Here is a 21,183-nt window from a genome sequence, read left to right as displayed (position 1 = left end):
GAGCGCCTGCCATCACTTGTCGAGCCATGCGTCCTTGAAGCCGTCATTGACGCCGATGCCGGTGGTGATCAGGTTCTTGACCTTGCAGCGCATGATGGTCGGGAATTGCAGCTCGAGCATCCAGGCCACCGGCACGTCCTCGACCAGGATCTTCTGCGCCTTCTCGTAGATCTCCTTGCGCTTGGAATCCGGGGTCGCGACGGCGCCATCGGCGAACAGCTTGTCGATCTCCGGGTTGGAGTAGCCCTCGACATTGTTGAACACCTGGCCCTTGGCGATGGCGCTGGAGACGTAGTTGCGCCCGACGCCGAGGGCCGGATCGCCGTACTGGTAGAGATAGGTGAAGGCGATGTCGTAGTCCCAGTCGCCGATCTTCTGGTTGCCGCCGGCAACGTCGGTGGCGATCGTCTCGATGTTCATGCCGACGTCCTGGAGGTTCTGCTTCACGGCTTCACCCCAGCGTTGCCAGGTCTCGCCATAGGCGAGCGGCAACAGGCGGATCTTCTCGCCCTTGTAGCCGGCTTCCTTCAGCAGCGCCTTGGCCTTGGCCGGATCGTACGGATATTTCGGCACGTCGTCGGTGTAGTATTTGATGGTCGAGGCGGACGGGCCGGTCGCGACCTTGCCGAGCCCGTTCCAGATCACGTCCTTGGCGAAATCGCGGTCGATCGCAAACATGATCGCCTGCCGCACCCGCTTGTCCGCGAGCGGGCCCTGGCGGTTGTTCAGCCATAGCCAGGCCAGCGGCGAGAAGAACTCCCAGCCGGCGCCGGTGACGCAGGTGTCCTTCAGCTTGGACAGCCGCGGCACGTCGAAATTCTCGACCGAGCCGCCGGGCAGCACGTCGACCTTGCCGGTCTCGTACGCCACCGAGCGCGCGGCGGCGTCGGGAATGACCTGCCAGTAGATCTCGTCGAGATAGGGTTTGCCCTTTTCGTGGTAGTTCGGGTTCTTGACCAGGCGGATGAACGAGCCCTTCTGCCACTCCTTGAACATGAAGGGGCCGGTGCCGACCGGGGCGTTGTTGTAGGGGTTGGTCTTCCAGTCGGTGCCGTCATAGAGATGCTTCGGCACCATCGGCATCGAGCCGACCTCGAAGATACCGAGGAACGGGCCGAACGGCTGCTTCAGCGTGAACACCACCGTGTAATCGTCGGGCGCCTCGACCTTGTCGACCTGCCCGAGGTTGTTGCGGGCGCGCGCGTGGGTCTGCTTCAGCATCTCGATCGAGAACAGCACGTCGGCGGCGGTGAAGGGCTTGCCGTCATGCCAGGTGACGCCCTTCTTGAGCTTGAAGGTGTAGGTCTTGGCGTCCTCGCTCACGGTCCAGCTCTCGGCGAGTTCCGGCTGCGGCTCGAGCTTGGGGCTGTAGCGCAGCAGGCCCTCGAAGATGTTGCCGGACACCATCTGGACCGGGCCGTTCTGGACCATCGCAAGCATCAGGGCGGGCGGCTCGGGCTGGATCACGGCATTGATCACACCCCCCGTTTTCGGCTCTTGCGCCAGTGCCGAGGCCGTGAGGCCGCAAGCCAGGAGGAGACCAAGCAACACTCGTTTTGGCATGTCGTATCTTTCTCAAGCGAGGCCAGCCGTAGACGCTTCGCACGTCATGGCGCGCAAAGCTACGGCCGGCCCATCCCAGTCCCCATCCGGTATCGAGGCTCACATAGTCCCATTCGGCGCCGCAAGATGAAAGTCTCGACAGTGTTCGCACAAAAAATGTACAGCGCGTCCTGTTTTCACTTGATTCATTATCCTGTCGTGGAGACAAGTCGGCCATGGACAATGCCACGCGCTCCGAACGGTCCCGCAACGCTGCGCTCGAAGCGGCCATCGCCATCATCGCGCGCGACGGGCCGGGCCGGTTGACGCTCGATGCCATCGCCCGCGAGAGCGGCCTCAGCAAGGGCGGCGTGATGCATCAGTTCCGCACCAAGGAGGCGGTGCTGAAGGCGTTGCTCGAGCGGCAGATGGCGCATTTCGAGGAGTTCTCGATCCGCTATATGGCAAAGGTGAGCGGGACCTCGGCAAATCCCAATCTGGCGACCCAGCTCGCCACGATCCGGGAAGCGGCGACCTCGCCGAATTCTGCCGCGCTGGCCCTGGTTGCGGCCATGGTCGAAAATCCTGACCTGATGGCGCTGCCGCGCGAACTCGAAATGAAGAGGATGGCGGCGATCAAGGAAGAAGCCGCCGACCCCGACCTCGCGATGCTGCGCTGGGCCGGGGCGCTCGGGCTGCTGCTGAGCTCGCTATTCGGCATGTCTCCGCTCAGCAAGGACGAGCACCAGCGACTGTTCGCGCGCCTGCTCGACGACGCACAGTGGACCGGCCTCGGACAGCCCGCCACGACACGCACCAAGTCCGCGGCCAAGTCCGGAACGCCATCGGCGGCAAAGGCCCCGACCCCGCGCAAGCGCGCCTGATTCACCGTTAACGAATTCCGACCGGCGCCTGCCCAAATCCGCGCCTGCGGCCAAATGTGCCAACGCGTCATTTCCGTATTTTACAAACCAACTGGTCGGTTTTATAAACGGAAACACTGAGACGGCCCAAGGCGTCTGAAATGGCCGCGGACGATGCCTTGGGCCGGCAATGGTGAGCGCCGCAGCCGCGTCTGGTCCCAAAACGCGGCTGCGGTCCCCATCGCCTTTGCTGAAAGCCGCTAGAGGAGTCTGGAATGGATCGCTCGATCGCCCTGCGCGGTCTGGGAACGCTGGTGCTTTGCGCGGCCGCGGCCGGCTGCGCCTCGGTCGCGCCCGTGCCCTATTCGGAGATGGCGTCGTCGGCCTACATGGCCCCGGACAAGTCGGACGCCTCCGGCCGCGTGCCCTACCGCTATTCCACGCCGGTCGACTGGCGCGCATATAATAAAGTGATCCTGGATCCCGTCGTGCTCTACCGCGGCAAGGATCATCAGTTCGGCGACATGTCCGACAAGGACAAGGCAACGCTCGCCGCCTACATGCAGAACTCCTTCGCCGAGCGGCTGCGCGGCCGTTTCGCGCTGGTGCGCGAGCGCGGACCGAACACGTTGCGGATCAGGCTGACGCTCACCGGCGCCGTCACCAACACGCCGGTGCTCGGCACGCTCTCGCGCTTCGACCTCGCCGGTGCCGTCTACAACGGCGTGCAGGCCGCGCGCGACGGCGAGGGGACGATGACCGGCTCGGTCGTCTATGGCGTCGAGATCTTCGACGCCGCCACCTCGCGCCTGCTCTCTGCCTACGTCACCAAGCAATACCCGGGCGCCTACGACATCAAGGCCAGCGTCGGCGCGCTCGCAGCCGCCACCGCCGGCCTCGAGAAGAACGCCGACGCGCTGATGGCGCAACTGAACTGACGCGGCAACCCGCGCAACGAAAGGCATCGCAGATGGACATTCTTCTTCGCTTCGTGCTGCGCGTCGCGATCACGGTCATGATGATGATCGTCGGCGGCCGCGCCGGCGCTGCCGCGCCCACCGATCCCAGCGGCACCTGGCTGGTCGAGGACGGCCGCGCCCGCATCCGGCTCGAACGCTGCGGTCCGTCGCGCGAGCGCATCTGCGGCTTCATCGTCTGGATGAAGGAGCCGGCCGACAAGCGCGGCCAGCCCTATCGCGACAAGGAAAACCCCGATGCGGACAAGCGCGCCCGCGCGCTGCTCGGCCACCAGCTCATCATGGGCTTGCAGGCGACGCCCGAGGGACGGTTTGCCGGCGACATCTACAATGCGGAGGACGGCAAGTTCTATTCGGTCTCGCTGTGGCGCGAATCTCCTGATCGTCTCAAGCTCAAGGGCTGCCTGATCAAGTTCCTGTGCCAGACCCAGACCTGGCAGCAGACCCTCGACGTGCTGCCCGGTCAGCTCGTCGGCCTGACCGGCGATCTCAACGGCCCGCGCGCCGACAAGGAATGGGCGGCGGTGCCGGCACCGAAGCCGATCCAGGTGAAAACGAAATAGCCTTCAGGGCGTCCGCAGCGCCCGTCGCAACTCGTCGAGCGCGTCTGCGAGCTGTTCGCGGTGCGCGATGTCGTCCTTGGGGAGTGCGGCGACGTTGCCGGCGAGCTCCCGCAGGATGCCGGCGAGCAGCCCGAAATTGATGTGCAGGTGCACCGATTTGCGCTCATCGGCCGCGCCCGGATGTTGCAGCACGAGCGCAACGCCGCTGCCGTCGAGCCGCGCCTCGAAGCGCGATGAATGCTCGAAGGTGCCGACATAGAACTTGTCGGGATATTCGAGCGCGATCTCTGCCTTGTCGGGAACCGGCCTGGACATGTGAGCCTCATCGATATCGCTGCATTGTGACCGGGAATAGACCGGGCCGCCTTGCGATAGGTCAGAGGCGACCGCTTCCGGGTTTGATCCGGATCAAAGCCAAGCCGCCGCTTCTGCGATCGAATGGCAACTGGCCGGACGCCGCGTTGCGTGCCCTGGTTCTTTCAGCCGTGAGACGATCGATGGACATGCAGGCCACGAATACCCCCGCGCGCGACGACAGCGGACCTGATGTCGCCCTACCGGAGCCGGATCAGGGCGTGCAGCGCTGTCTGCAATTGCTTGTTGATGCCGGCCTGCGGCCAACGCGCCAGCGCCTGGCGCTCGGCCAGTTGCTGTTCCTGCGCAGCCATCGTCATGTGACCGCCGAGGGGCTTTATGAAGAGGCGCTGGCGGCGAACGCATACCTGTCGCTCGCGACCGTCTACAATACGTTGAATCAGTTCACCGAAGCCGGCCTGTTGCGCCGGATCGCGGCCGACGGCATCAAGTCTTTCTTCGATACCGACACATCCGTGCATCCGCACTTCTACCTCGAAGGCGAGGATGTGCTGGTCGACGTCGCCGATGGCCTCGCCTTCACCAGGATTCCCGAGGCGCTTCCCGGCCACGAGATCGCGCGGCTCGACGTCATCGTCCATCTGCGCCGGAAGCGCGTGTAGCGCCGCCGCGCTCTTACCTTCCCCTGGAGGGGCCTCACCGCACGCCTCGTCCTTCGATACGACCGCTTCCAGCGGCCTCCTCAGGATGAGGCTAGGCAGCACCGTGCCCGTTGGAACTGCTGCCGCGAATTCCGTCCTCATCCTGGGGAGCCCGCCAGGCGGGCGTCTCGAAGGATGGCCGCAGGAACCGCTCTCAAATGCTATTCCCCTGCCGTTCAAGGGAAGGCAAGAGGTGTCACCGCAACCCCGCCCGGCGGAATCCTTCCAGATAGTGCTCGCGATCGGCGTCACTGGCCCATGGCAGTTGCGTCGCGATCCAGTGCAGCGAGATGCCCGGCTGGGTGCGGCGGAGCTCGCCCAGCGCCATCTCGGCAAGCATCCCGTCGCCGGTCATGCCGGCGGAGACGGCGAGCACGCGATAGGCGCCGGTGAGGTCGCCGCGATGGCGGATCGCCTCGCGCGCGAGCGCGATGGCCTCGTCATAGCGCCGCTCGGTGAAGCGCGCATAGCCGGCGATACCGTGATAGATCGCCAGCGACGGGTCGCGCGGTGAGAGCCGGATCGCCCTCTGCGCCGCCTCGAACGAGTCCTTCGATCGCCCGGCATAGGACAGCGCCAGCGCGTAATAGCCCTGCGCCAGCGAGAAGTTCGGATTGAGCGCGAGCGCCTGCTCGAACTCGGACAGCGCGTCCGCAAGCCTGCGCGTCGAGAAGTAGACGCTGCCGAGCCCGGTATGCGCCCAGGCGTCCTCATGATCGCAGCGCACCGCGGCCAGCGCGGCGGCTTCCGCTATTGGCGCCACCCTGGCCAGTTCGACCCAGCCGAGATGCGCGCCGAACATGTGGTTCGCCGCCAGCACCGACAGCGCCTGGCCGTAATTCGGATCGATCCCGATCGCGCGCTCGAGCAGCGCCTGTGCGGCCTCGTGATCCTGCCGCGTCACGCGCCAGTAGTGCGACAGCGCGCGCATCAACAGATCCCAGGCGTCGAGGCTCGCGGGCGGCTTGCGATGGCTGCGAAAATTCTCCGCTGCGTGGATCTGCGGCTCGATCGCCGCGACGATCGCGTTGGTGATCTCGTCCTGCACGGCGAAGACGTCGACGAGCTCGCGGTCATAGCGTTCGGCCCAGAGATGGCTGCCTGACGCCGCGTCGTTGAGCTGGGCGGTGATGCGCACCCGGTTGTGCGCCTTGCGCACGCTGCCTTCGACGATGTAGCGGACGCCGAGCTCCTCGGCGATCTGCCTGATGTGGACCGCGCGTCCCTTGTAGATGAAGGACGAGTTGCGGGCGATCACCATGAACCAGCGCTGCTTCGACAGGGCGGTGAGGATGTCCTCGCTGATCCCGTCACCGAAATAGTCCTGTTCGGGATCGCCGCTCATGTTCTCGAAGGCGAGCACCGCGATCGCTGGGCGGTCCGCAACAGTGCGTGCCGGGGCCGCGGCGGGTTCCGCAGGCGCGAGTGTGACTGCCACATCTTCCCGGACCTCGCCGACGAACCGAAAGCCCTTGCGCGGGATCGTCTTGATCAGCCGCTGAGTCGCGCCGTCGTCGCCGAGCGCCTTGCGCGCGGCATTGATCCGGCTGTTCAGGGCGGAATCCGAGACGATCCGGTCACTCCAGATCTGGCTGATCAGGTCATCCTTGCTGACCACTCGGGCCCGCTGCGCGACGAGGTAGAGCAGCAGATCGAACACCTGCGGCTGCAACGGCACGGCGACCCCGGCGCAGGTCAGTTCGCGCAGGTCGCCGTCGAGCACGTTGTTTTCAAAGCAAAATCGCACGTTTCTGTCGTCTCAAGCAAAAATCAAAGTCGTCTCAGGCGAAAATCAACCGTCCGCAAAAGCCATGGAACGTCCGATCCGGCATGGTGCGAAGACCAAACAGTGCCGATGCCTCGGCACAACGGAGCTTTCCATGTCCCAAATTGATCACCAGGTTCATTCGATCGGCCCGGAGGTTACGGGCTCTCGCATTTTCAAGTTCATCGCCTTTCTGTACGGAATTGCGGCGTATCTCGTGTTTTTCGTCACCATTCTCTACGCTATCGGCTTCGTGATGGGGCTGGTGGTGCCGAAGACCATCGACACCGGAACCGACACGTCGACGGCTGAGGCCGTCATCATCAACCTGCTCCTGATGGCGCTGTTCGCCGTCCAGCACAGCGTGATGGCGCGCCAGCGCTTCAAGACGTGGTGGACGCAGTTCGTCTCCAAACCGATCGAGCGCAGCACCTATGTGTTGTTCGCGAGTCTGTCATTGCTGCTCCTGTTCTGGCAGTGGCGTCCGCTGCCGACGGTCATATGGGAGGTCGAGGACCCGGATCTCGCCGTGACGCTGGTCACGGTGTCCTTCGCAGGCTGGGTGCTGGTGTTCACCTCGACCTTCATCATCAACCATTTCGAATTGTTCGGATTGCATCAGGTGACCAACCATCTCGTCGGCAAGGAAGCGACGCCGCCGCGTTTCAAGACGCCGCTGCTCTACAAGTTTGTCCGTCATCCGATCTATCTCGGCTTCATCGTCGCGTTCTGGGCGGCTCCGGTCATGACCGCGGGACATCTGCTGTTTGCGGCCGTGACCACGATCTACATCTTCGTCGGCATCGCGCTGGAGGAGCGCGACCTCATTGATCTCTTCGGCGACGAATACCGGCAGTACAAACAACGCGTGTCGATGCTTATTCCCTGGCGCCGGTCAGTTTAGTTTTCGCGCTCTGCGCGCGCGTCCGCCGAAAGGAGGACGCGCGGCGGCGCCGAGGCGCGTATCGGACCTTGCCGGACTCTCGCCTTCAACGTCCCTCGGAGTGATTCCCCCTCACTCCGAGGCTACCAACGCGAGCGAAGCTCGTCGCGACCCCGCATCCGCCTTCGCCGAGATCTCGGTGAACCGGAGCGGGGAGAGGATTTCCAACCTTCATCAACGGAGACGACCCAATGAAACATGTCGGACACTGCTTCTGCGGCGCGGTTACGGTCGAGGTCACGGGTGCGCCGGAGGCGATGGGCTATTGCCATTGCGGCTCCTGCCGGTCCTGGTCCGGCGGGCCGGTGAACGCCTTCAGCCTGTGGAAGCCTGACGCGGTGCGCATCACCGAGGGCGCGCAGCACGTCGAGACCTTCGCCAAGACGCCGCTCAGCCAGCGCAAATATTGCAGGAAGTGCGGCGGCCATCTCATGACCAATCACCCGCCGCTCGGTTTGACCGACGTCTTCACCGCCACCATCCCCACCCTGGCGTTCACGCCCGGCGTCCACGTCAACTACGCCGAGACGGTGCTGCCGATGCGCGACGGCCTGCCCAAGCTGAAGGACTTCCCCGCCGAGTTCGGCGGCAGCGGCGAGATGATGCAGGAGTAGCAGGCGCTGCTCTTCCTCCTCCTCTTGCGGGGGGAAGAGCGAGCTGCATCTCAGCCGTTCTCCACCAGAAACTCCACCCGCTCGGCGGCAAAGCGCGAATGCTTCGTCACCAGCGGCTTGCCGTCGAGACCGTGGTCGGTGGCATCGACCACGAGGATCGGCCGTCCCAGCGGCAGATCGAGCCGTGCAGCGTCGGTCGCGTCGACGATGCCGGCGGTGATCCGGGTCGCGCCGCGGCGATAGTCGCGGACGCCGAAGTGTTCGAGCAGTTTCGTCATCGAGCGCGTTGCCGCAAACACGCTGCCCGCGCCCGGAAACAACTCCGCCGACAGCCACGTCGTGGAGACGCAGATCGGGGTGCGGTCGGCGAGGCGTATCGCCTCGATCCGCACCAGCGGGGCGCCGACCTTCAGGCCCAGTTCGCGCGCCAGCTCGCGCGTCGCGACGTCGTCGGACGCCTCGATCAACTGCCCGCGCGGCTCACGGCCGCCGGCGCCGACGATCTCCGAGAAGCGCGTGCGCGAGCGCAGCGGATAGGCGATGCGCTGCGCCTCGACATAGGTGCCGCTGCCACGTTCGGCGCGCACCAGGCCGCGCTCGGCAAGGGCTGCCAGCGCCCGCCGCACGGTGTGGCGATTCACGCGATAGGTCTCGGCGATCTCCATCTCGCCCGGCAGCTTGTCGCCGGCGGCGAAGCGGCCGTCGGCGATGCCGCGCTCGATGCCGTCGGCAACGAGGCGCCATAGCGCGACGCCCGTGGAGGCGGTGTCCTGCATGCTCATATCGCCGGTCAGCCTAGCCCGAAAATCACACGCTTGTCACGAAACAGTCATGGCGCTTCCGTATGAAGTTGTCTACTATCATAGACAACTTGAGTTCGGCAAGTTCGGTGGGTCGGGTGACGCAGCACAACAATCAGCAAGCCCAGCGCAAGGCCGCGATGGCCGTGCTGGCGCACGCGGAGGCGGGCGAGATCGCCGCTCGCCTCCGCGCTTTCGCCCTCCCGGCCCATCAGGATCTGCGCGCGCCGGAAAACGGCCTCGTCATGCTGCGCGGCCGGGTCGGCGGCGACGGCGCCCCGTTCAACCTCGGCGAAGCCACGGTGTCGCGTGCCGCGGTGCGGCTCGCGAGCGGCGAGGTCGGCTTCGGCTACACGCTCGGACGCGACGGTGAGAAGGCGCGGCTGATCGCGCTGTGCGATGCGCTGGTGCAGTCGCGGGATTTTTCCGCATCGGTCGAGCGGGACGTTATCGCACCGTTGCGCGAGCAGCTTACGATCCGGCGCAAGCAGGCGGCGGCCGAGACCGCCGCGACGAAGGTTGATTTCTACACCATGGTGCGCGGTGAGGGGTGAGATCATGACCACGATTGCGGAACTGCCGCCGGGGTTCGCCGACAAGGTGCTGTCGGCGCAATCGACCTTTCGCTCGGTCATGGACGCGATGGCGCGGCCGGGTTCGGTCCAGCGCATCGTGCCGATGGCGGGCACACCCGGGCCGATGATGCGCGGCGCCGCCGCGATCGCGCTGACGCTGTTCGATCACGACACGCCGCTCTGGCTCGATGCGCGGATGTCGGAAAGCTCGGACGTCGTGAAATGGCTCAAGTTCCACACCGGCGCGCCGGTCATTCAGGATTCCTCGATCGCGAGCTTTGCCCTGATCAGCGATGGCGCCTTGCTTCCGGCGCTCGAGCGCTTCGCGCTTGGCACCAGCGAATACCCGGACCGATCGACCACGTTGATCCTCCAGGTCGATAGCCTTGACGCGGGGCGGAGCTTCGAGCTGCGCGGCCCCGGCATCGACGGCGTCGCGACGCTTCGGGCCTCGATCAAGCCCGCCGACCTGTTCGAGCGGCTGCGTGTCAACGAGGCGCTGTTTCCGCGCGGCATCGACGTGGTGCTGGTCGCCGATGACGCCGTGGTCGCGATCCCCCGCACCACGCGGGTCGTGAGCAAGGAAAGCTGAAGCATGTATGTCGCAGTCAAAGGCGGCGAACGCGCCATCGAGAACGCCCATCGCCTGCTCGCCAATGCGCGGCGCGGCGATCAAAGCGTGCCGGAAGTCACGCTCGACCAGATCTCGGAGCAGCTTGGTCTGGCCGTGGACCGCGTCATGAGCGAAGGCTCGCTTTATGACCGTGAGCTCGCAGCGCTCGCGATCAAGCAGGCGCGCGGCGATCTGATCGAGGCGATCTTCCTGGTTCGCGCCTTCCGCGCCACCCTGCCGCGCTTCGGTGCGAGCGAGCCGGTCGACACCGGCGCCATGCGCGTGCAGCGGCGGGTGTCCTCGACCTTCAAGGACATTCCCGGCGGCCAGATCCTCGGGCCGACCTTCGACTATACGCACCGCCTGCTCGATCCCTCGCTCGCGGAGGGATTTGTGCCGGACGCGCCGGCGACGGCCGAAGCCTCGACCGCGACGACGCCGCGCGTGACCGATATCCTGGGCCGCGATGGGCTGATCGAATCCTCGCCGCAGGCCGAGGCCGGCGCCAGCGTCGGCGATCTCACGCGCGAGCCGCTGAACTTCCCGGCCGACCGCGACCTGCGCCTGCAAAATCTCGCGCGCGGCGACGAAGGCTTCCTGCTGGCGATGGGCTATTCCACCCAGCGCGGCTACGGCCGCAACCATCCCTTCGCCGGCGAGATCCGCTTCGGCGAGGTCGAGGTCGAATTCTCCGCCGAGGATGTCGGCTTCGCCGTGCCGCTCGGCTCGATCGAGCTCACCGAGTGCCAGATGGTCAACCAGTTCAAGGGTTCTGCCACGGAAGCACCCTGCTTCACCCGCGGCTATGGCCTCGCCTTCGGCCAGAGCGAGCGCAAGACCATGTCGATGGCGCTGGTCGATCGCGCGCTGCGTGCCCGCGAGCTCGGCGAAGAGGCGCTCGCGCCGGCGCAGGATGAAGAATTCGTGATGTCGCATTCGGACAATGTCCAGGCGACCGGTTTCGTCGAGCATCTGAAGCTGCCGCATTATGTCGACTTCCAGTCCGAGCTCGGCCTGCTGCGCAAGCTGCGTCAGGAGTTTGCCGAGGCCAATGCGCCCGATGCCATGAAGGAGGCCGCGGAATGAACGCGCCCGCCTACAATTTCGCCTATCTCGACGAACAGACCAAGCGGATGATCCGCCGCGCCATCCTGAAGGCGATCGCGATCCCAGGCTATCAGGTGCCGTTCGCCAGTCGCGAAATGCCGATGCCCTATGGCTGGGGCACCGGCGGCGTGCAGGTCACCGCCGCGATCCTCGGTCCTGAGGACGTGCTGAAGGTGATCGACCAGGGTTCCGACGACACCACCAACGCGATTTCGATCCGCAAGTTCTTCGCCAAGACTGCCGGCGTCGCCACCACGACGGCGACCGACGCGGCGACCGTGATCCAGACCCGTCACCGCATCCCCGAGGCCGCGCTGAACGAGAACCAGGTGCTGGTCTATCAGGTGCCGATCCCGGAACCGCTGCGGTTCCTCGAGCCACGCGAGACCGAGACGCGGCGCATGCATGCGCTCGCCGAATACGGCCTGATGCATGTGAAGCTCTATGAGGACATCGCCCGCTTCGGCCACATCGCGACCGCCTACGCCTATCCGGTCAAGGTCAACGCGCGCTATGTGATGGACCCGTCGCCGACGCCGAAATTCGACAATCCCAAGATGGACAATTGCCCGGCGCTGCAATTGTTCGGTGCCGGCCGCGAGAAGCGCATCTACGCGATCCCGCCCTATACGCAGGTTGTGTCGCTCGATTTCGAGGATCACCCGTTCGAGCCGTATCGCTTCAATGCGCCCTGTGCGCTGTGCGGCGCGGATAACTCCTATCTCGACGAGATCGTCACCGACGACAAGGGCGGACGGATGTTTGTCTGCTCCGACACCGATTATTGCGAGGGCCGCCAGGCCGCCGGCCATCACGGCAGCCTGAGCGCTGCGCCGTACAAGGAGAAGGCGCAGGAGACATCAAATGGCTGATCACGACATGCTGGACAATGATGAGCCGCTGCTGGTTGCGAATTCGCTCAGCAAGTCCTACGGCCGCATCGCCGCGTGCCGCGACGTGTCGTTCTCGCTCTATTCCGGCGAGGTGCTGGCGATCGTCGGCGAATCCGGATCGGGCAAGTCGACGCTGCTGCAACTGCTGTCGGGCCAGCTCGCGGCCAGCGGCGGGCACGTCACCTACCGGATGCGCGACGGCGTCACCCGCGATCTCGCCACGCTCGGCGAAGCCGAGCGGCGCTTCCTGTTCCGCACCGACTGGGGCTTCGTGCACCAGGATCCCGCGCAGGGCCTGCGCATGGCGGTCTCGGCCGGCGCCAATGTCGGCGAGCGGCTGATGGCGGTGGGCTGGAATCACTACGGTCGCATCCGCGACACCGCGTCCGACTGGCTCACGCGCGTCGAGATCGACACGGCTCGAATCGACGACGCGCCGCGGACCTATTCCGGCGGCATGCGCCAGCGTCTCCAGATCGCCCGCAACCTCGTCACCGAGCCACGGCTGGTGTTCATGGACGAGCCCACCGGCGGCCTTGACGTGTCCGTGCAGGCACGCCTGCTCGATCTGCTCCGCAGCCTCGTCGCCGAGCTGAACCTCGCCGTCGTTATCGTCACCCACGACCTTGCGGTCGCGCGGCTATTGTCGCACCGCGTGATGGTGATGAAGGGCGGCCGCGTGATCGAGACCGGTCTCACCGACCAGGTGCTCGACGATCCCCGTGAGCCTTATACTCAGCTCCTCGTTTCCTCGATTCTGCCGCCATGAGCCCACTGATGACCGCCATGATCGACGTCACTGATGCCAAGAAGACCTTTACGATGCACCTGCAGGGCGGCATCGAGCTGCCTGTCGTCAGCGGCGTGACCTTCCAGGCGAACCCCGGCGAATGCGTCGTGCTGTCGGGCCCGTCCGGCGCCGGCAAGTCGTCGATCCTGAAGATGATCTTCGGCAACTACCGCTGCGATTCCGGCCGCATCGGCATCCGCCATCGCGGCGCGCTGATTGATCTGGCCACCGCCGAGCCGCGGCAGGTCCTCAACGTGCGCCGCGCCACGATCGGCTATGTCAGCCAGTTCCTGCGCGCGGTGCCGCGGGTTGCCACGATCGACGTCGTCGCCGAGCCTCTGATCGTGAACGGCATGGCCCGAGCCGAGGCCCAGCAGCACGCGGGTGCCCTGCTGCACCGCCTCAACATCCCCGAGCGGCTCTGGCAGCTTCCGCCCGCGACCTTCTCCGGGGGCGAACAGCAGCGCGTCAACATCGCGCGCGGCTTCATCTCCGACCTGCCGATCCTGCTGCTGGACGAGCCGACCGCCTCGCTCGATGCCGCCAACCGCGCCGTCGTGGTCGAGCTGATCGCCGAGAAAAAGCGCCAGGGCGTCGCCATGGTCGCCATTGTCCACGACGACGAAATCCGCCATCTGATTGCCGACCGTATTGTTGACGTTACCAGCTTTGCCGCCGCCGCCTGAAGGAAATTGAAATGAACGCCAAGCCGAAGGACACCGTGATCGCCAACGCCAGGATCGTGCTGGCAGACCGGGTGATCGAGCAGGGCTGGCTGGCTCTTGCGGATGGGCGCGTCGCCGAGATCGGCGAGGGCAGGGCACCCGCGGGTGCGGAGGATGCCGGCGGCGACCTCATCATGCCCGGGCTGATCGAGCTCCACACCGATCATCTCGAGGCGCATTATGTGCCGCGCCCAAAAGTGTTCTGGAATCCGGTCGCCGCCGTCGTCTCCTATGACGGCCAGCTCGCGACCTCGGGCATCACGACCGTGTTCGACTCGCTCCGGGTCTGGCGTGAGGACGGCGCTGAGGAAGTCGACGGCCGCGCCGGCGTGCTCGCCGCCGCGATCACGACCGCGCGCGATGCTGATTTGTTGCGCGCCGACCACTTCCTGCATCTGCGCTGCGAAATCCCGATGCCGAGCGTGGTCGAGGAGGCCAAGGAGCTGATCGACCGTCCCGACGTGAAGCTGATGTCGCTGATGGACCATACGCCCGGCCAGCGCCAGTTCCGCGACGAGGGCAAGCTGCGCGACTATTACCGCGGCAAGAACGGCGGCAAGACCGATGCCCAGCTCGACGAGCTGTTCGCAAAGCGCTTCGAGTATCAAAAGGCTTATGCGGCGACCAACATGCGCGAGATCGTGGCGCTGGCGCATCAGCACAGGATTCCGCTGGCGAGCCATGACGACACCACCGAGGAGAATGTCGCGGACGCCGTGCGCGATCGCGTTTCGGTGGCGGAATTTCCGACGACGCTGGAGGCCGCGCGCGGCCTGCATCAGGCCGGCATCGACATCCTGATGGGCGCGCCCAACGTCGTGCGCGGCGGCTCGCACTCCGGCAATATCGCCGCGGTCGATCTTGCCCGCGAGGGCCTGCTCGACATTCTCTCGTCGGACTACATTCCGTCGAGCCTTCTGATGGCCGCGCTGCAATTGCCTGAGCATGTGCCCGCGATCAGCCTTCCGGCGGCGGTTCGAACCGTAACGAAAGCGCCGGCCGAGGCGGTTGGTCTCTTCGACCGCGGCGAGATTGCGGTCGGCAAGCGCGCCGACCTGATCCGGGTGCACATCGCGGGCAGCGTTCCCGTCGTCCGCAGCGTCTGGCGCGAAGGAGGCCGGGTCGCATGAGCGAGACCGCGACCATGGCGCAAGGCGAGGCGGGTGCGATCGGCCCTGGCCGGCTCGTGCTCGTGGTCGGTCCCAGCGGCGCCGGCAAGGACACCTTGCTGCAGCTGGCGCAGGCGGCCTGCATCGACGATCACGACGTCGTCTTTCCGCGCCGCGTCGTGACGCGTGAGTCCTCCGCGGCCGAGGACAACATTGCCATGAGCCCGGACGAATTCCGGCTCGGAATCGATCACGGGGATTTCGCCGTGCACTGGGAAGCGCATGGGCATTCCTACGCGCTACCGCTCGAAATCAACGACGACATCCGCGCCGGCCGCGCCGTCGTCGTCAACGTCTCGCGCACCGTGATTGCCGCGCTGCGTCAGGCCTATGCCAATGTCGTCGTGGTCGCCATCACGGCGCCGCCGGACGTGCTGGCGCAGCGGCTTGCCGCCCGCGCCCGGCACAGCGACGGCAATATCGCGGAACGGCTGTCTCGCAGCGTCGAGGACGCATCGGCGCAGGCCGATGTCACCATCCTCAACGCCGGCAGCGCGGATTATCACAGCCGCCAGCTCGTGCGCGTGATCAGGAACGAAGGCTGGCGCGAGTAACCGCCGGCGCAAAGGAGAGTGGAAGAATGTCGGTGATCGAAACGGTCGAACAGCTAGAGGCCATCTACGGCGCCACCAACGACGCCTCGACCGTGAAAGTCGCCGACCATGTCACGCCGCTCTATCGCGTCTTCATCGAGAAGGCGCCGTTCGCGGCGCTTGCCACCATCGGGCCCGAGGGTATCGACTGCTCGCCGCGCGGCGATCTGCCCGGCTTCGTCCGCATTCACGACCCCAAGACGCTGATGCTGCCGGATCGCCGCGGCAACAACCGGGTCGATTCCCTGCGCAACATCGTGCGCGACCCGCGCGTGTCCCTGATGTTCCTGGTCCCCGGCTCCGGCAATGCGGTCCGCGCCAATGGCCGCGCGCATCTGTCGATCGATCCCGAGTTGCTGGCGTCCTTCAAGGTCGAAGGCAAGGCGCCGCGCAGCGTCATGGTGATGAATGTGGACGAGATCTACTTCCAGTGCGCCCGCGCCATCGTCCGCTCCGATCTCTGGAACCCCGACAAGCGCATCGACCCGAAGACGCTGCCGACGCCCGGCCAGATCCTCGCCGAGATGAGCCAGAACAAGGTCGGCGGCGAGGAATATGATCGCGGCTGGGCCGCGCGTGCCGCTGCGACGATGTGGTAGCGTCCGCGCTCTCGTCTCCCTCGCCCCGCTCTTGCGGGGGGAGGGCGGGGTGAGGGGCCTCTCTCCGCACGTGAGATCGCTGTGGGACCTGTACCCCCTCACCCGGATCGCGCCGGACGATGCTTCGCATCGCCGGGGGCGATCCGACCTCTCCCCCGCAAGCGGGGAGAGGTGAAGAGGGCGCCAGTGCTGAACTCATCGCGAGATGAATCTGCCTGCGGGCGCTTGCGGCGGGAGAAGCGGCCGAACGTGTCGCTCGTAAATATGGATAGCCATTTCATTGACCAATCGCGCCGATCGCTCGATATTTACAGCATCGAAACTGCTCCTCGAGCCGAAGCCGCAACATGAGAACCGATCACCAGCGTAATCCGGACGACATGCACCCGTGCATGACGCGGCGCTGTTTTTCGGCGGCGACCGGCGCCTGTTGTTGTTGCTGACCGCCACCCTCTCAGCACTCACATCGCAAATCTTAAGCCAGGAACGCCGAGAAATCCGGCGAGCGAGCAGGCATGTCCCAAGCCCAATTCGAAGCCCAGTCCAACGCCTACATCATCGAGATCCACGACCGCGCCGCCGGCATCGTCACCCGAGACGCGCGCGGCTTCCGCTTCTTTTCCTCCGAACGCCTGTTCGACAGCCTCGAAGGCCGCCAGTTCCGCTCGGCGCGCGAAGCCGAGCGGGCCGCACGTGCGGTGTTCTCCGAGCGGAGCCGGTGCGCGAGTTCGCAACTCTTCGCCAACTGATCCCACCGAAAGGACCGCGATATGATCACACGACGCCACATTCTCGCAACGACACTCCTGCTCGCGACAGCCCTGGCTGCACCCGTGCACGCGGAGGACAAGCCTGCGGAAATCCGCATCGGCACCCAGAAGGGCGGCTTCTTCCCGGCGGTGCGCCAGCGCCAGACGCTCGAAAACGCCTTCAAGCCGCTCGGCATCGAGATCAAGTGGATCGACTTCCAGTTCGGTCCACCGCTGCTGGAGGCGATCAATGTCGGCAGCGTCGATTTCGGTTATGTCGGCGACTCCCCGCCGATCTTCGCGCAGGCCGGCGGCGCAAAGATCCGCTACGTCGCCGCGGTGAAATCGGACGGCAACACCCAGGCGATCGTCGTGCCGAAGGACTCGCCGATTCACGCACTGGCCGATCTCAGGGGCAAGCGCGTCGCCTTCGGCAAGGGATCGAGCGCGCATAATCTGCTAGTCGCGGCGCTCGAGAAGGCCGGCCTGTCCTGGTCCGACATCACGCCTGCGCCGCTCGCGCCGGCCGATGCGACGGCGGCCTTCGTGAAGGGCTCGGTCGACGCCTGGTCGATCTGGGATCCCTATCTCGCGCTCGCCGAGCTGAGGGAGAATGCGCGCGTTATCGCCTTCGACAAGGACGTGCACAAGCCGAACGCCTTCTACATCGCCGGCGCCGATTTCGTGGAGAAGTATCCCTCGCTCGTTGCGAAGCTCAACACGGCCTTCGCGTCCGAAGGCGTATGGGCGGATTCGCACCACGAAGACGTGGCGAAGGCGCAGGCCGAGGCGACCGGCGTCGACATCGAGGCGATCCGCCGCTTCGTCGCCCGCTCCAATTATCGCGTGGTGCCGATCGATGCCGAGGTGGTCAAGAGCCAGCAGGCGGTTGCCGACCGCTTCGCAAAGCTCGGCCTGATCCCGAAGCCGGTCAATGTCTCCGACATCGTCTGGAAATGGACGCCGGGGTCTTGAGCCGGGCTCAGCCTTTCAGCGCGGCCAGCAACTCATCCGGGCGCTCGGCCATGATCATGTGGCCGGCGCCCGGCACCACGACGGTCTTCGCATGCGGGATCGCGGCCGCGAGCGCCTTGCCCGCCTTCGCCGGTGTCATCATGTCGCGCTCGCCGAGGATGAGCGTCGCAGGCACCTTGACGCTCGCGGCGGCGGCGAGCGCATTCGCGTAAGCATTGCAGGCCGACAGATCCCTGAACAGCACGCCCGGCTCGCAAGCCTTCAGCACCGCCTGCGCGCCGCCATGCATCCACAGGCCCGGCGCGAGGCTGCCGCCGAGCTCGGCGTTGAAGCCGAGGCCCCAGATCGACACCATGTCGTTGGCGTCCTGCGAGTTGGCTTCGGCCGCCTTCAAGAGATCCGGGCCGACCGTCATGGTCGCGGCGGTGCCGATCAGGCTCAATGCGGAAACCTTGTCGGGGTGACGTGCCGCGGTCTCCAGCGAGATCAGCGATCCCATGGAGTGCCCGATCAGATGCGCCTTCGCAGCTCCTGCCGCATCGAGCAGCGCCGCCGTCCAGTCGGCCATCTCGGCGATGCTCGAGAGCGAGGGGCCGGCCGAGCGGCCGTGACCGGGAAGGTCCGGTGCCAGCACGGAAAACCCGTGATGGGCGAACCAGCGCGTATGCAGGGCCCAGGTCGAATGGTCGAAGCCGGCGCCGTGGATGAAGACCACCGCGGGCAGGGACCTGTCGAATTCGCGGCCGCCGGTCGCGACAAATACCTCGGCCCCGTTGACGGAAAGCTTCATGGTGTCAGACCTTTTGCGAGATGCGCAGTGCTTGATTGAGGTCGTCGATGATGTCGGAGGCGGTCTCGATGCCGACCGACAGCCGCACCAGCTCCTCGCCGATGCCGGCGGCCTTGAGCTGCTCGGCGTCCATCTGCTGATGCGTGGTCGAGGCCGGGTGAATCACCAGCGTCTTGGCGTCGCCGACATTGGCGAGATGGCTGATCATGCGCAATGACTCGATGAACTTGCGGCCGGCAGGGCGGCCGCCCTTGATGCCGAAGGAGACGATCGAGCCGGCGCCGCGCGGCAGCAGCTGCTTTGCAAGCTGGTAGTCCGTGTGGTCTTCAAGCGAGGGATGCAGGACCCAGTCCACCGCCTTGTTGGACTTCAGCGCCTCCAGCACCGAATGCGTGTTCTGCATATGCCGGTCCATGCGGACGCCCAGCGTCTCCACGCCCTGCAAGAGCTGGAACGCGTTGGTCGGCGACAGGCAGGCGCCGAAATCGCGCAGGCCCTCGGTGCGCGCGCGCATGATGAACGCCGCGGTGCCGAACTGCTCGTCGAAGACGATGCCGTGATAGCCGCCATAGGGCTCGGTCAGCACGCCGAACTTGCCGGAGCCGCGCCAGTCAAAGCGGCCACCGTCGATGATGGCGCCGCCGATCGCGATGCCGTGGCCGCCGATCCATTTGGTCGCCGAGTGCATCACGATGTCGGCGCCAAGCTCGATCGGCCGGCTGAGATAGGGCGTCGCAAAGGTGTTGTCGATCAGCAGCGGAATTTTTGCCTCATGCGCGATCGCCGCGACCTTCGGGATGTCGAGCACCTCGAGCCCGGGATTGCCGATGGTCTCGCCGATCACGAGCTTGGTGTTCGGCTTGATGGCGCTGCGGAACGCATCGAGATCGCGCGGCTTCACAAATGTCGTGGTGATGCCGAAGCGCGGCAGCGTATGCGCCAAAAGGTTGATGGTGCCGCCATAGAGCGAGCTCGACGCCACGATGTGGTCGCCGGCGTTGAGCAGCGTCGCGATGGCCAGATGCAGCGCGGCCATGCCGCTCGCGGTGCAGATCGCGCCGACGCCGCCTTCGAGCGCGGCGAGCCGCTCCTCCAGCACGCCGGTGGTCGGATTGGAGATGCGCGTGTAGATGTGGCCGGCGCGCTCCAGGTTGAACAGCGCGGCGGCGTGATCGGAATCCTGGAACACGTAGGACGTGGTCTGGTAGATCGGCACCGCGCGGGCGCCGGTCGCGGGATCCGGATGCTGGCCCGCATGCAGGCTCAGGGTCTCGAAGGCAGGCGGTTTTGGCGCGGGCATGCGTGGCCTCGTTGCTCGGTCGGCGATGGCGGCCCTTGTGCCACAAAACGGCGTGCCAAGTCAGCCCATTGACAGCGCCGTGGGATGGCGCACAGCGGTGACATGATTGAGGCGAACTCTGTCCGCATCGCCGGTGGGCTCCCTCGCCCCGTTCTTACGGGGAGAGGGTTGGGGTGAGGGGCTCCATCCGAGATCATGGTGACAGTCGGACTCGCGGAGAGTCCCCCTCACCCGGATTGCATCTTCGATGCAATCCGGCTTCTCCCCGCAAGCGGGGAGAGGCGAACGGCGCCGCCTTCAGTTAGCCGACATTGCCCCGGATCGCCTGCTCGATGATCCGCGCCTCCCGCAGCAGGATCTCCGCGACCTCCTGCTCGCGGCGCGGGCCGAGCCTCGTCCGAACGGCGGAGACGGTCATCGCAGCAGTGGGCTGTCCGTCCGGGGTCTTGATCCAGGTCGAGATCGACTTGGTGCCCTGCACCAGGCCGATCTCTCTCATGTTGTAGCCTCGCTTCCGCGCGACGATGACCTGGCTCATCACGGCTGCGACGTCGGTCTGGTAGGCCTCGAACCGCTTCTCGTTGGCTGCGACGATTTTTCGCGCGTCCTGCGCCGGCATCGCGGCGAGGATGGCGACGCCGGCGCTGGAGACGCCGAGCGGCCGGCGCGCGCCGACCTCGATCGACAGCACCTGGATCGGATAGACGCCGATCCTGCGATCGACGCACAGCGTGTCGTTGCCGGTCCGCACCGTCAGGAACAGCGTGTCGCCGATCTCGGCGGAGGCGCGCCGCAGCGACGGATTTGCGGCGACCAGCAGCCGCGACGGCCGCGCCCGTGCCAGCGCCAATTCCGGCACTTGGTTGCCGATCGCGTAGCGGCCGGTGCGATCGTGCCGCTCGACGATGCCTTCCTCGATCAGCACGTGGACGATGCGATGCACGGTCGGACGGGTAAGGCCGGTCGCCCGCACGACCTCGGCCAGCGGCACGCCGTCCTCGCGGCCTGCGGCAAGAATGCGCAGTACCGCGAGCGCGCGCCGGATCGCCTGCGCGCCCTGTCGCGGTTCCAGCGCGCTGCGGGCGGCTTTCAAGAAAGGTCTCTTGTCCATAATATGGACAAGAACGCCACAATTCACTCGACAGGTAAAGCGCGCATCTGGAGATTGCGCGGCGATCGAGCGCCGTGCGCAACGTCAAGGCGTTCGAAGTGAATTGGAAGC

24 protein-coding genes are annotated in these 21,183 nt (G+C 65.9%); 17 read left to right on the top strand and 7 right to left on the bottom strand.

The window, feature by feature from the left end; genetic code table 11:
• Positions 1-12: 12 nt before the first annotated feature.
• Positions 13-1,563 carry an ABC transporter substrate-binding protein gene (locus AAFG50_RS39375; RefSeq protein ID WP_028173683.1) on the bottom strand — a complete coding sequence of 517 codons (1,551 nt, stop codon included), beginning with the start codon at positions 1,561-1,563 and terminating at the stop codon, positions 13-15.
• A 215-nt stretch (positions 1,564-1,778) separates the two neighbouring features.
• On the opposite strand from AAFG50_RS39375, the gene AAFG50_RS39370 reads away from it, so the two are divergent.
• The 3 genes from AAFG50_RS39370 to AAFG50_RS39360 all read left to right on the top strand — a co-directional run bounded on the left by AAFG50_RS39370 (position 1,779) and on the right by AAFG50_RS39360 (position 3,945).
• The gene (locus tag AAFG50_RS39370; RefSeq protein ID WP_028173682.1) at positions 1,779-2,426 is read left to right on the top strand and encodes a TetR family transcriptional regulator; all 648 of its coding nucleotides are present in this window, start codon (positions 1,779-1,781) and stop codon (positions 2,424-2,426) included.
• A gap of 254 nt (positions 2,427-2,680) precedes the next feature.
• The gene (locus tag AAFG50_RS39365; RefSeq protein WP_028173681.1) at positions 2,681-3,343 is read left to right on the top strand and encodes a DUF3313 domain-containing protein; all 663 of its coding nucleotides are present in this window, start codon (positions 2,681-2,683) and stop codon (positions 3,341-3,343) included.
• A gap of 32 nt (positions 3,344-3,375) precedes the next feature.
• Positions 3,376-3,945: a DUF2147 domain-containing protein gene (locus tag AAFG50_RS39360; protein ID WP_028173680.1), complete on the top strand. Its 570-nt coding sequence runs from the start codon at positions 3,376-3,378 to the stop codon at positions 3,943-3,945.
• A gap of 3 nt (positions 3,946-3,948) precedes the next feature.
• On the opposite strand, the gene AAFG50_RS39355 is transcribed toward AAFG50_RS39360, so the two are convergent.
• Complete coding sequence (locus AAFG50_RS39355) at positions 3,949-4,260, bottom strand: hypothetical protein (RefSeq protein ID WP_028173679.1); 312 nt, start codon at positions 4,258-4,260, stop codon at positions 3,949-3,951.
• A gap of 182 nt (positions 4,261-4,442) precedes the next feature.
• Here AAFG50_RS39355 and irr point away from each other — a divergent pair, with 182 nt between their 5' ends.
• The gene (irr, locus tag AAFG50_RS39350; RefSeq protein ID WP_028173678.1) at positions 4,443-4,922 is read left to right on the top strand and encodes a Fur family transcriptional regulator Irr; all 480 of its coding nucleotides are present in this window, start codon (positions 4,443-4,445) and stop codon (positions 4,920-4,922) included.
• 235 nt (positions 4,923-5,157) lie between these two features.
• Here the strand turns inward: irr and AAFG50_RS39345 are convergent, their stop codons facing one another.
• Positions 5,158-6,708, bottom strand: a complete 1,551-nt coding sequence (locus tag AAFG50_RS39345) for a winged helix-turn-helix domain-containing tetratricopeptide repeat protein (protein WP_028173677.1) — start codon at positions 6,706-6,708, stop codon at positions 5,158-5,160.
• A gap of 133 nt (positions 6,709-6,841) precedes the next feature.
• On the opposite strand from AAFG50_RS39345, the gene mddA reads away from it, so the two are divergent.
• Both mddA and AAFG50_RS39335 read left to right on the top strand, forming a co-directional pair.
• Positions 6,842-7,630, top strand: coding sequence for a methanethiol S-methyltransferase (gene mddA / locus AAFG50_RS39340; RefSeq protein WP_028173676.1), 789 nt, complete (start codon positions 6,842-6,844; stop codon positions 7,628-7,630).
• A 230-nt stretch (positions 7,631-7,860) separates the two neighbouring features.
• Positions 7,861-8,283 carry a GFA family protein gene (locus AAFG50_RS39335; protein ID WP_028173675.1) on the top strand — a complete coding sequence of 141 codons (423 nt, stop codon included), beginning with the start codon at positions 7,861-7,863 and terminating at the stop codon, positions 8,281-8,283.
• Between the two features lie 50 nt (positions 8,284-8,333).
• Here AAFG50_RS39335 and phnF read toward each other — a convergent pair whose 3' ends face one another.
• Positions 8,334-9,065 (bottom strand): phosphonate metabolism transcriptional regulator PhnF, encoded by a 732-nt coding sequence (gene phnF / locus AAFG50_RS39330; protein ID WP_011084038.1) that lies wholly within the window; start codon positions 9,063-9,065, stop codon positions 8,334-8,336.
• Between the two features lie 107 nt (positions 9,066-9,172).
• Here phnF and phnG point away from each other — a divergent pair, with 107 nt between their 5' ends.
• From phnG to AAFG50_RS39275, 11 genes are all read left to right on the top strand, one after another.
• Complete coding sequence (phnG, locus tag AAFG50_RS39325) at positions 9,173-9,637, top strand: phosphonate C-P lyase system protein PhnG (protein ID WP_028173673.1); 465 nt, start codon at positions 9,173-9,175, stop codon at positions 9,635-9,637.
• 4 nt (positions 9,638-9,641) lie between these two features.
• Positions 9,642-10,250, top strand: a complete 609-nt coding sequence (gene phnH, locus AAFG50_RS39320) for a phosphonate C-P lyase system protein PhnH (protein WP_028173672.1) — start codon at positions 9,642-9,644, stop codon at positions 10,248-10,250.
• 3 nt (positions 10,251-10,253) lie between these two features.
• A complete protein-coding gene (locus AAFG50_RS39315; RefSeq protein WP_028173671.1) occupies positions 10,254-11,357 on the top strand; it encodes a carbon-phosphorus lyase complex subunit PhnI in 1,104 nt (367 codons plus the stop codon).
• Entirely contained in the window at positions 11,354-12,250 is an 897-nt protein-coding gene (locus tag AAFG50_RS39310; protein ID WP_011084042.1) for an alpha-D-ribose 1-methylphosphonate 5-phosphate C-P-lyase PhnJ, read from the top strand. Before AAFG50_RS39315 ends, AAFG50_RS39310 begins: the two co-directional genes overlap by 4 nt.
• The gene (gene phnK / locus AAFG50_RS39305) at positions 12,243-13,040 is read left to right on the top strand and encodes a phosphonate C-P lyase system protein PhnK (RefSeq protein ID WP_011084043.1); all 798 of its coding nucleotides are present in this window, start codon (positions 12,243-12,245) and stop codon (positions 13,038-13,040) included. Before AAFG50_RS39310 ends, phnK begins: the two co-directional genes overlap by 8 nt.
• An 8-nt stretch (positions 13,041-13,048) precedes the next feature.
• Positions 13,049-13,747, top strand: coding sequence for a phosphonate C-P lyase system protein PhnL (gene phnL / locus AAFG50_RS39300; protein ID WP_028173670.1), 699 nt, complete (start codon positions 13,049-13,051; stop codon positions 13,745-13,747).
• An 11-nt stretch (positions 13,748-13,758) separates the two neighbouring features.
• Entirely contained in the window at positions 13,759-14,916 is a 1,158-nt protein-coding gene (locus AAFG50_RS39295; RefSeq protein WP_028173669.1) for an alpha-D-ribose 1-methylphosphonate 5-triphosphate diphosphatase, read from the top strand.
• Complete coding sequence (gene phnN / locus AAFG50_RS39290; protein ID WP_028173668.1) at positions 14,913-15,509, top strand: phosphonate metabolism protein/1,5-bisphosphokinase (PRPP-forming) PhnN; 597 nt, start codon at positions 14,913-14,915, stop codon at positions 15,507-15,509. Before AAFG50_RS39295 ends, phnN begins: the two co-directional genes overlap by 4 nt.
• 26 nt (positions 15,510-15,535) lie before the next feature.
• A complete protein-coding gene (locus AAFG50_RS39285) occupies positions 15,536-16,147 on the top strand; it encodes a pyridoxamine 5'-phosphate oxidase family protein (protein ID WP_028173667.1) in 612 nt (203 codons plus the stop codon).
• 515 nt (positions 16,148-16,662) lie between these two features.
• Complete coding sequence (locus AAFG50_RS39280; RefSeq protein ID WP_028173666.1) at positions 16,663-16,896, top strand: hypothetical protein; 234 nt, start codon at positions 16,663-16,665, stop codon at positions 16,894-16,896.
• Between the two features lie 21 nt (positions 16,897-16,917).
• Positions 16,918-17,871, top strand: a complete 954-nt coding sequence (locus AAFG50_RS39275) for an aliphatic sulfonate ABC transporter substrate-binding protein (protein WP_342714107.1) — start codon at positions 16,918-16,920, stop codon at positions 17,869-17,871.
• A 7-nt stretch (positions 17,872-17,878) separates the two neighbouring features.
• On the opposite strand, the gene AAFG50_RS39270 is transcribed toward AAFG50_RS39275, so the two are convergent.
• From AAFG50_RS39270 to AAFG50_RS39260, 3 genes are all read right to left on the bottom strand, one after another.
• Complete coding sequence (locus AAFG50_RS39270; protein WP_028173665.1) at positions 17,879-18,661, bottom strand: alpha/beta hydrolase; 783 nt, start codon at positions 18,659-18,661, stop codon at positions 17,879-17,881.
• A gap of 4 nt (positions 18,662-18,665) precedes the next feature.
• Complete coding sequence (locus tag AAFG50_RS39265; protein ID WP_011084053.1) at positions 18,666-19,961, bottom strand: O-acetylhomoserine aminocarboxypropyltransferase; 1,296 nt, start codon at positions 19,959-19,961, stop codon at positions 18,666-18,668.
• Positions 19,962-20,262: 301 nt separating this feature from the next.
• Complete coding sequence (locus AAFG50_RS39260) at positions 20,263-21,072, bottom strand: IclR family transcriptional regulator (protein WP_028173664.1); 810 nt, start codon at positions 21,070-21,072, stop codon at positions 20,263-20,265.
• Positions 21,073-21,183: the final 111 nt, after the last annotated feature.

It is taken from the genome of Bradyrhizobium sp. B039, from assembly GCF_038965675.1.
Lineage (GTDB): Bacteria > Pseudomonadota > Alphaproteobacteria > Rhizobiales > Xanthobacteraceae > Bradyrhizobium > Bradyrhizobium diazoefficiens.
This window is presented reverse-complemented; position numbering and strand designations above follow the sequence as displayed.